The sequence below is a fragment of the uncultured Veillonella sp. genome (assembly GCF_938010505.1).
Lineage (GTDB): Bacteria > Bacillota > Negativicutes > Veillonellales > Veillonellaceae > Veillonella.
The window spans coordinates 1-10032 of the sequence record NZ_CALLVP010000114.1 but is presented as its reverse complement, the minus strand read 5'-3'; the positions used below and the strand labels follow the sequence as shown (position 1 = coordinate 10032).

The window sequence follows — 10032 nt, the reverse complement described above, 5'->3', positions numbered from 1 at the left end:
GAGATCTCCAATATGAGTCTTTTTATTTGTCGCAATATATTTTACAATTCATCATATAGAAAAGTATTATATGTTGATTAGCTTTATTTGTTACGCTAATATATAAGGTGGGATATAGTGAGTAAAGAAAAACATAAAAAAACAAATGCATTACGTATTTTAGATACCCACAAGGTACCTTATAGTATTAGCGAATATGAGTGGTCTGAGGAACATGCCGCAGGGCTTCATGTGGTTGAGGCACTAGGTCTTGATGAGAAAGAAGTGTTTAAAACTCTAGTTGGTAAAGGTGATAAGACAGGATATGTTGTCTTTTGTATTCCTGTAACTGCCGAACTAGATATGAAACAAGCTGCTCGTGTAAGCCAAAACAAATCTGTTGAACTTGTTCCTGTTAAGGATTTGTTAGGTATTACAGGTTATTTGCGTGGAGGCTGTTCTCCAGTGGGGATGAAAAAATCATTTCCTACTTATTTTGATGCGACTATGGAGCCTCAAAAGTTTGTATATGTAAGTGCAGGTTTACGTGGTATGCAAATGAAAGTTAATCCAAAAGATTTAGCAACTGTTGTGAATGCAGAATTTGCTGAACTGACAATGGACCATTAAGAGGTACGTATGGCAAAAAAGTTTTATGCAGTTCGTCAGGGGCGTGTACCAGGGGTTTACACTACATGGTCTGACTGTGAGAAACAAGTAAAAGGATATGGTAGTGCTATTTACAAGTCATTTTCGACAGAAGCAGAAGCACATGCCTTTGTAGAGGATTCAGGTTTGTCTTTAAGTGATTTTATGAGTGCTAAAAAGAGCGAGCCTAAATCGCCACAGGAAGTGAAGTCTAAATCTATAAATTCTAGGTCTATAGGTTCTAGTTCTAGTGTTCAAAGTAAAGTATCAGCAAGTATTGTGAAACCAGATTTTACTAAGCCAGACCATGTGGTTGCGTATATCGATGGTAGTTATAATAAAGAGACCAATACTGTTGGTGCAGGAGGGGTTATCTTTTTGAATGGCAATAGGGAGACTTTTTCTTTTTCCTCTATTGATGAACGATATACATCGTTTTGGAATGTCGCTGGTGAGCTGTTGGCTGCTATGCATGTTATGAAATATGCTGTTGATAATGGTATTTCTAAATGTTCACTTTACTATGATTATATGGGCATAGAACTGTGGGCTACCAAGGGCTGGAAACGCAATAATGCGCTAACCCAAGAGTATGCAGCATTTTATGATTCTATAAAAGATCGTGTTCGAGTACACTTTCACAAGGTGGCTGCTCATACAGGCGATACATATAATGAAATGGCAGATGCACTAGCAAAACAAGGTGCAGGTATTTAAAGATATTAGAAGGGAGGGCGCTATGAATATATGTGTTACTGGTGGGGCCGGATTTATTGGGTCCCATTTAGTTGATAGATTAATTGAATTAGGGCACGATGTACTCGTTATAGATAATTTATCTACAGGTATGCGCTCCTTTGTACATGAAGATGCTCAATTTGTTGAGATGGATGTACGAGATCCTAAATTACTATCTGTATTTGAAGAATTTAAGCCGTCTATCATATTTCACGAGGCGGCGCAAACAATGGTTCAATCCTCTATGGAGAACCCAAGTTATGACTGTGATGTAAATCTAATAGGGCTTATTAATGTACTTGATGCATGTCGTCAGGTAAAAGTTGAACAATTTTTGATGCCTTCATCAGCCGCTGTATATGGAGACTTGGCGGTATTGCCGTTGACTGAAGAATTGAGTGGTATGCCTTCATCCTTTTATGGTTTGACAAAGCTTACTGCAGAAGGCTATTTGCGTATTTATCGTGAAGCCTTTGGATTAAATACAGTATGTTTTAGATATTCTAATGTATATGGACCACGCCAAGGAGATGGTGGTGAAGGTGGAGTTATCAGTATTTTCAACCGTTTAATCGTTGAAGGACAACCATTAACTGTATATGGTGATGGTGAACAAACTAGAGATTTTATTTATGTAGATGATGTGGTAGATGCAAATATTAAGGCTATGGGGAATAGTCAATGCTCAGGCATATATAATGTATCTACCAATAAGGGAACATCTGTGAATGAGTTGATTACGCGATTCCGTGTTATTAGTGGCGTAGATTTTATGGTCCACTATGACGATGAGCGTATAGGGGATATTAAACATTCGCGCTTAAGTAATTTGAAAGCTGAACGTGATTTTGGCTTTACTGCTACTACAACATTAGAGGAAGGCTTACAAAAGACATTAGAATACTTTAAAGCTCATCATAAGTAAGGGATAATAAGGTTTGGGGATATGAGTGATACACATTTTTGGATAACTGTAGGTGTCTGGAATCTTATCGTATTCAGTATGTACGGATACGATAAATTATGTGCCATGAATGGATATGGACGGATTTCAGAGTTTACACTACTGTTTTTAGCTTTTGCCTTTGGTGGTGTAGGCGCTTTATTGGGTATGGTCCTATGGCGTCACAAGACGCAAAAGCTCAAGTTTAAACTAGCTATTCCTATTGCACTACTTTGGTCTGTGTATGCAGTTGGCTTTGGTTATGGATTGTGGGTAAATTGATTGTATAAACTAATACTTTATTCATTCTTTTATGATATAAAGGAATAATATTGTACATAAAATGTCAGTGAAGGAGATATTTGATGTTGCGATTACAATCAGGATTCGAGTTAGATTACGCTAACATATATAATGAAAGTTGTATACAAGAACGAGACGTTAATAATTTTGAACGGGCTATACAAAATGTGTGGCGCCATACCAATATTTTACGTTCTACAGGTTATGAAGAAGGTCACGTTTCTAAAGACGGTTTGCTTGAACCAGTATTATTTTATCAACTTCCATATATTTCGGAAGATGGTATCAATACACCAGATATGCTAAAACGTCTTTACGAATTGCGTGACTATGCACGCCACAATATTGATACAGTTGTATCTGTAGGTATTGGTGGCTCCTATTTGGGGAGCAAAGTTATTTTTGATGTGCAATGTGGAGCATTTTGGAATAACTATAGTGCAGAGGAACGCGACGGCTATCCTCGGATGTATTTTGCAGGCTTTAACGTGGATGGTGATTATTTAGTAGGGCTTATTCGTACTTTAGAATGTCAAGCTCAGAAAAAAGGACCTGACTATAAGGTGATGCTCGTTATTACCTCTAAGTCGGGTTCTACCATTGAGCCTATGGCTAACTTTATGATTTTGGAGAAGGCGTTACAAGAACGTGACATTAACTACGAAGTGGTAGCTGTTACAGATGTATCTGATGATGAGCATCCTACAATTTTACGCTCTATGGCGATAGAAAATAATTGGAAGACCTATAGTATTCCTTATGGAGTGGGTGGTCGCTTCTCTGTATTTACAGAGGTAGGCTTTGTTACGGCTGCTCTTGTAGGCTTTGATATTGAAGGCTTCTTAGCTGGTGCTGCATCTATGGATGCGGCATGTCAGGAAGAGGATATTTTCAAAAATCCAGCTCTATTAAGTGCCTTATTAAAATATATCGCTTCTGAACGGTATGGTCGTATTATTGAAGTATTTATGCCTTATAGTGAAGCGCTTCACTCATTATCTGATTGGTATGTGCAGCTCTTATCCGAATCTCTTGGCAAGATGAGTAATACTTGTCTACCATATGGCCGTACACCAGTAGCTGCAGTAGGTACTATGGATATGCATGCTCAAGTTCAAGAGCATCAAGAGGGGCGCCTAAATAAAGTAGTTCAATTTATTAAGGTTAAGGATTGGAAACATAATCTCATCGTTCCAGATTCTTATAGTCAATATGAACGTCTACACTCTTTATCTGATGTAGGTATTTGTGATATTTTAAATATTGCTTTAGATGCCAATAGAGAAGCCTTGTCTAGCGACAATCGCTTTAATATGACTATAACAGTGCCAACATTAAATGCATTCCATTTAGGGGAAATCATGTTTATGCATTGTTGGGCTGTTTATTTTGAATCCATTTTTGCTGGCGTTGATGCTTTTGATCAACCAGGAGTAGAGGTTTATAAGCGTCTTATCGGCCCTAAATTGGCTCGAGCAAAGGATGTATATAATTCATAAGGGGGAGGATTATGAATATTTTAGTAACAGGTGGTGCTGGTTATATTGGAAGTCATACTGTAAGAGCATTACAACGAGCAGGATATACGCCAATCATTGTAGATAACCTATCTCGGGGGCATGTAGAATCCATTTCTGAAGGGGTAAAGTTCTACAATATGGATATTGCTGATCCTAAACTAGTAGATATTATGAAAGACCATAATATTTTTGGTGTCATGCATTTTGCCGCCCATTCACAAGTTGGTGAATCCATGCAAAATCCAGCTATTTATTATGAAAATAATGTAGTTGGCTCTTACCATCTTATTGAGTCTGCTCGTACCGCGGGTATAAAGCATTTTGTATTCTCTAGTACCGCAGCTGTGTATGGTGAGCCAAAGGTAGTGCCTATTCGAGAGGATGCTCAACTACAACCAACAAATGTATATGGTCGTACTAAATTGATGATTGAAGAAATGTTATCTGATTATAGTTCTATCTATGGTTCTACATATGTTGCGTTGCGTTATTTTAATGCGGCCGGTGCAGATCCATCTGGTATGATTGGGGAAGATCATCATCCGGAAACTCATTTGATTCCACTTGTGCTAGATGCGGCTCGCGGTAAAAGAGAACATATTACAGTTTTTGGTACTGATTATGATACGGCTGACGGCACATGTGTACGCGACTATATTTATGTTAATGATTTAGCAGCTGCTCACGTATTGGCTATGGACTACTTGCGTAAAGGCGGCGAATCTCAAGTATTTAATCTTGGCAGTGGCAATGGATTTTCTGTCAAAGAAATCATCGAGACTGCAAAAGCGGTTACAGGCATCGACATTCCGGTTCAATATGGTGAACGTCGTGCGGGTGATCCAGGTACATTAATTGCGTCTTCTAAAAAAATTAAAAACTTACTTGGTTGGGATCCTAAATTTAGTAATGTTGCCGATGTTATCAAAGATGCATGGCAGTGGCATACATCTCATCCTGATGGGTTTAATAGCAAATAAAGAACAAATTGTTTTGATTTGTCAATATAATGAATGACTCTATTAGTCACCGTGGTGACTGGTAGAGTCATTTTTTTGTAGGATTTTAAAAGGGCTTCCTAGAATATGTCAGGAGGAGGTGGATTATGAACTTACAAGACTATATAGACCGTATAAAAATGTGGATTGATAAACAGCATTTTATCATGCGTCACTATAAGTTTGCGCTTGGTATTTTCTTTATTATTACGATTGTTCTATTAGGCATTGGTATTTTTTATCCTCATGAAGAGGAAAATGTTCATATTAGTTTAGATCAATCTAATAGTAGAGATAATAATCAAATTGAACGAGGCTCGGAAAAATTATCAAAAGAAACAACTCATGGTAATAAAGCTGAAAAAGATAAAAATCATGTTAATGATGAAAGTGATATAGAAAGTATAAAAGTAAGAGAGGCAAAAGGCGATACTCATGGGCGATTATTATATGATGTTACCGGCGTTGAGCGAGCATATTCTTGGCGAGAGGTTTTTAAAGATATTTCTATAGATACATTACTTGATCAAAATAAGATAGCTAAAGATAGTAATGACGATCTCGTTGATATAAATAATGATCTACATGAGTCAGATGATGTAATGAGTACTCTTGGAGACGCGGTAGATAAAAGTCGTAGAAATGGAAAATATCAATAAATAAGAAATAATAAAAAACATAGAGATACATATATTGAAATAAAGGGGAAAGATACTAGTGCTGAGCGAGTTAAATCTAGTATACAAACTACTGTAAGTCATCCCACTAAACAACATCCCATAGAACTTATAGGTATTATTGAGGGACAACAGAATATTGCTATTTTACGAAAAGGTACAGAGGAGCAAATGGTTAGTATTGGAAGTGTTTGGCAAGAAGTATCGGTGTCTAATATAACTGCAAGTGGCGTAGAAATTACTGAAGGAGGTTCATCACGGTGGCTAAGAATCGAATAAGCTTTGTAGGTCTAACATTTATAGATAAGATTATAGTGACAGTTATATTGCAAATAAGCTTATGGATAGTCGTAATGCTTGTAGTACCTTTCATGGTATTTGCTAATAGTACTGATAGAATAGCTACTAATAGTACTGATAGGATAACTACTAGTAGTTCTGAAAATATCGTAAATAGTGGTGAAGTAGCTAAAAATGAAAAAAATGCTGAGAACAAACTCATAACTATTTCTGTACGCAATGCATCCTTAAAGGAAACTGTCTTAGGAATTTGTCGTAGTTACGGTATATCCGTAATTGGTGTAGAATCGTTAAAAGGGACTGTTACGGCCACTGTAACGGGAGAATCCCCAGAAGCGATTATTAATGAACTAGGTAAGTTATATCATTTCTCCGTATCAAAGGAGAATACCACACTTTTAATTGCTTCTGATGATGAAACACTTGAAAAAAGAGAACTATATGTTATATCACCTGAACATTTGCCGGCAGAGTCTTTAAAGAATGTGGTAGGCACAGTGGTGAAGAGCGATAAAATGGCAGTGCTTTCAGAACAAAACGAAGTAATTATGCATTTGACGAGTGGAGAGAGACGACGCGTAGAAACCCTAGTACGTGCTATTGATAAGGAACCTAAACAAGTACAACTAGAAGCTACCATCATTGCCATGGAACAATCTTATGCAAAAGAACAGGGTTTTCGATGGTCTTGGCTCAGCTTAACTGGACATGGAGAAGACAAAACACATTCCTATGGCGCTGTTACTTTTGGTAAAACACCGACTGGGGAAGCCTATAAGTTCTTTGTTAAGCCAGAGCTAAGTCTTATGGAAAGCTCAGGTAAGGCAGTTCTAATTGCAAAACCATCTATCATGGCTCTTAATGGAGAGACTGCGCATATATTGATAGGTGAAAGAATACCTGTTATAGAAGAGTCAGAAGTGAATGGAGAACGAAAGCGTTCTACTCGTTATGAAGAGGTGGGTATTAAGTTGAATTACACTCCTATCATTACCGCTGATGGTGGTGTAGATGCTAAAATACATGCAGAAGTGAGTACACCTATTATGGTATCTGAAATGAAAGCCTACAAAATAAGCACACGTCAAGCACATACAAGAGTGCGATTACAACCAGGAGAAGTGCTCGTTATTGGTGGACTCATGGACAATCGAGATCAACATCAAATACAAAAGATACCTATTTTGGGAGACATCCCTTTGTTAGGAAAATTATTCCGCCATAGTCGAAAAACAAAAGATTCTATAGAAATGTTAATGTTAGTGAAAGCAACTGTGGTATAATGAAGAGTAAATGATTAGGAGGTTGTGAATGGAACGCATTCGAATGATAGGCCTTGGGAAATCATTTGGGGTGCGCCAAGTATTTTCCAATGTGTCTTTTGAGATAAAAGAAGGGGATCGACTCGCCTTGGTAGGTCCTAATGGGGCTGGAAAATCCACCTTGTTAAAGTGCATATTAGGGTATGAAGAACTCGATGAAGGCAATGTAGTCAAGTCGCCTGTTGCTAGTATTGGCTATTTACAACAAGATGTAAATCTTGGAGATGATAGCCTTGCTACGGAAATAGAAAAGGCTTGGGCTGATGTTCATGCATTGGAGAAACAATTAAAAGAGCTCACTAGTCGCTTGGAAACCGAAGAGGCTAGCGAATCGGATTTACAACGCTTAGATTATTTACAGAATCGTCTAGAATGGCTAGGTGGTTATGACTACGAGCAAAAGACAAAGCGCATAGTCTATGGTCTTGGTTTTACTGATGATGACTTAGATAAGCCAGCTAATGCTTTTTCAGGTGGTCAAAAAACGCGTATCAATTTAGCTAAAGCGTTAGTACGTAGTCCTGATTTTTTATTCTTAGACGAACCGACTAACCATTTAGATATGGATATGCTGGAGTGGTTAGAGGGGTACTTATCTGCCTATCAAGGTGGTATTCTCATTGTCAGCCATGATAGATATTTCCTAGATCGTATCGTCACAGGTGTTGTGGAGTTAGATAATCACAAGGCTACAACCTATCGTGGTAACTATAGTCGCTATATTCAACAACGTGATGAACGTTTAAAGACTGATATAGTGGCCTATGAAAAGCAGCAGGAGTTTATTAAGAAAACAGAGGCTTATATAGATAAATACCGCGCTGGTATCAAGTCTAAAATGGCTCGTGGTCGTCAGTCTCAACTAAATCGATTAGAGCGGCTAGAGGCACCTGTTACTTCACATCATTTACAATTTTCTTTTCCTCCCGCTGCGATGAGTGCTGATAAGGTTTTAGTCTTAGATCACTTATCTGTCGGATATGGTGAAAGTCGCATTATTGATGATATCTCTCTTGTTGTTCGACGAGGTGAATCAGTAGCACTTATTGGACCTAATGGCGCAGGTAAGTCTACACTGGTGAAAACCATTGTAGGAGAACTATTCCCTAAAGTTGGTCATGTGGATATTGGCAATCGCGTACAAGTCGGTTACTTCTCACAAGAACACGAAGAACTGCATGATTCTTGGCAGGTAGTAGAAGAGATCATGAGTCACTTTAACTACAGCGAGGATAAGGCTCGTAATGTGCTGGGGGCTTTTCTGTTTAAAGGGGACGATGTATTTAAGTCAGTAGGTGAATTATCTGGTGGTGAGCGTGCTCGTTTAGCTTTGCTTAAATTATTTCTTCAAGGAGATAATTTCCTAATTTTAGACGAACCGACAAACCATTTAGATATTCCTACGCGAGAAATTGTAGAGGAAGCATTACAACAATTTGAAGGGACTTGCTTTATTATTTCTCATGATAGATATTTCTTGGATCAAGTTTCTACGAAAACAGTAGTTCTTGATGAAGGTAAAATTACGGAGTATCTCGGTAATTACTCATACTACAAGGAAAAGTTGAAAGAGCAAGAAGCTTTATTAGCATTAGCTAATGAGCAAAACTCTGAGAGCGGTAAGGTTGATAGCAAAGCTGTTTCCACTAATGAGCTACTGCTTTCAGCATCAGAATCTACGGAGGAAAATCAGAAGAAGCCGAATGCTTATATGGTTGAAAAACAATTGGCTGAGGTAGAATCTGAAATTGCTCGCCTTGAGGCGACGATGAAGATGTATGAGGTGCAATTAGCTAATCCTGTAGTACAACAAGATTTAGATGAAATGTCCAAAATCTCTACACAAATCGAAGAGACTCAGACAGAGTTGGAATCCTTGTATGAGAAGTGGGAACATCTATCTGAATAACTTATTTAATGTATATATTATTAGGGAATTAAAATCATTATCTTTTAATTGACAAACTATTTTATATTCTCATAATATAGGTATAGATTTAAAGTTTTATGTTTTGAAGGAAGGGTGTAACATGAATAAATCCATGTTAAAAAAAGCAGCCATTTTTGGTCTTGCCGGTGTAATGGCAGTTGCTGCTGGTTGTGGTAGCAATAAAGATGCAGGCAATGCAAATAGCAATGAAGCTAAAATTGCATTATTAACAACAACAACTGGTGGTGCTGCAGCATATGGTGAATCCATTAAAGCTGGTGCAGAATTGGCTGTAAGCGAAATCAATGCTGATGCAAACGCTGTAAAAATTAACTTGTTAGTAGAAGATACTAAAGGTGATAAAAACGAAGCTATCAATGCGATGAATAAAGTAATTGCAAAAGATAAAGTTGTAGCAGTAATCGGTCCTATGTTATCTGGTGAAATGATGGCAGCTGGTCCTGTAGCAAACAAAAGCAAAGTAGTTGCTCTTGGTACATCTACAACTGCTGAAGGGATTACAGATATTGGGGATTATATCTTCCGTAACGCAGTACCTGAATCCTTGGCAGTCGATACAGCTATTAAAGAAGCACATAAAATTTTGGGCTTTAAAACAGCAGCTATTATGTACTCTAACAACAATGACCAAATGGTATCTGTAAACAATACAG

10 protein-coding genes are annotated in these 10032 nt (G+C 37.7%); all 10 read left to right on the top strand.

The features are described from left to right. The first annotated feature begins 117 nt into the window (after window positions 1-117). Complete coding sequence (gene ybaK / locus Q0507_RS07020; RefSeq protein WP_298714372.1) at window positions 118-609, top strand: Cys-tRNA(Pro) deacylase; 492 nt, start codon at window positions 118-120, stop codon at window positions 607-609. Between the two features lie 9 nt (window positions 610-618). Beyond that, a complete protein-coding gene (locus tag Q0507_RS07015) occupies window positions 619-1344 on the top strand; it encodes a ribonuclease H family protein (protein ID WP_298714369.1) in 726 nt (241 codons plus the stop codon). A 22-nt stretch (window positions 1345-1366) separates the two neighbouring features. Further along, window positions 1367-2290 (top strand): NAD-dependent epimerase/dehydratase family protein, encoded by a 924-nt coding sequence (locus tag Q0507_RS07010; RefSeq protein ID WP_298714366.1) that lies wholly within the window; start codon window positions 1367-1369, stop codon window positions 2288-2290. A 21-nt stretch (window positions 2291-2311) separates the two neighbouring features. Beyond that, window positions 2312-2590, top strand: a complete 279-nt coding sequence (locus tag Q0507_RS07005; protein WP_298714363.1) for a DUF1294 domain-containing protein — start codon at window positions 2312-2314, stop codon at window positions 2588-2590. Between the two features lie 83 nt (window positions 2591-2673). Beyond that, window positions 2674-4110: a glucose-6-phosphate isomerase gene (locus tag Q0507_RS07000; protein WP_298714359.1), complete on the top strand. Its 1437-nt coding sequence runs from the start codon at window positions 2674-2676 to the stop codon at window positions 4108-4110. An 11-nt stretch (window positions 4111-4121) separates the two neighbouring features. Next, window positions 4122-5111: a UDP-glucose 4-epimerase GalE gene (gene galE, locus Q0507_RS06995; protein ID WP_298714356.1), complete on the top strand. Its 990-nt coding sequence runs from the start codon at window positions 4122-4124 to the stop codon at window positions 5109-5111. Between the two features lie 125 nt (window positions 5112-5236). Further along, window positions 5237-5788, top strand: coding sequence for a hypothetical protein (locus Q0507_RS06990; protein ID WP_298714353.1), 552 nt, complete (start codon window positions 5237-5239; stop codon window positions 5786-5788). A gap of 278 nt (window positions 5789-6066) precedes the next feature. Beyond that, entirely contained in the window at window positions 6067-7389 is a 1323-nt protein-coding gene (locus Q0507_RS06985) for a type II secretion system protein GspD (RefSeq protein ID WP_298714350.1), read from the top strand. A gap of 28 nt (window positions 7390-7417) precedes the next feature. Beyond that, window positions 7418-9337 (top strand): ABC-F family ATP-binding cassette domain-containing protein, encoded by a 1920-nt coding sequence (locus Q0507_RS06980; protein WP_298714347.1) that lies wholly within the window; start codon window positions 7418-7420, stop codon window positions 9335-9337. A gap of 121 nt (window positions 9338-9458) precedes the next feature. Next, a partial coding sequence (locus Q0507_RS06975; RefSeq protein WP_298714342.1) for an ABC transporter substrate-binding protein occupies window positions 9459-10032 on the top strand: 574 nt, incomplete at its 3' end.

What these genes read in the sequence shown, in the direction of transcription:
- Q0507_RS07000 (WP_298714359.1), top strand. Translation starts at nt 2,674, where the DNA reads ATGTTGCGATTACAATCAGGATTCGAGTTAGATTACGCTAACATATAT.
- Q0507_RS07010 (WP_298714366.1), top strand. Translation starts at nt 1,367, where the DNA reads ATGAATATATGTGTTACTGGTGGGGCCGGATTTATTGGGTCCCATTTA.
- Q0507_RS07005 (WP_298714363.1), top strand. Translation starts at nt 2,312, where the DNA reads ATGAGTGATACACATTTTTGGATAACTGTAGGTGTCTGGAATCTTATC.
- Q0507_RS06980 (WP_298714347.1), top strand. Translation starts at nt 7,418, where the DNA reads ATGGAACGCATTCGAATGATAGGCCTTGGGAAATCATTTGGGGTGCGC.
- galE (WP_298714356.1), top strand. Translation starts at nt 4,122, where the DNA reads ATGAATATTTTAGTAACAGGTGGTGCTGGTTATATTGGAAGTCATACT.
- Q0507_RS07015 (WP_298714369.1), top strand. Translation starts at nt 619, where the DNA reads ATGGCAAAAAAGTTTTATGCAGTTCGTCAGGGGCGTGTACCAGGGGTT.
- Q0507_RS06990 (WP_298714353.1), top strand. Translation starts at nt 5,237, where the DNA reads ATGAACTTACAAGACTATATAGACCGTATAAAAATGTGGATTGATAAA.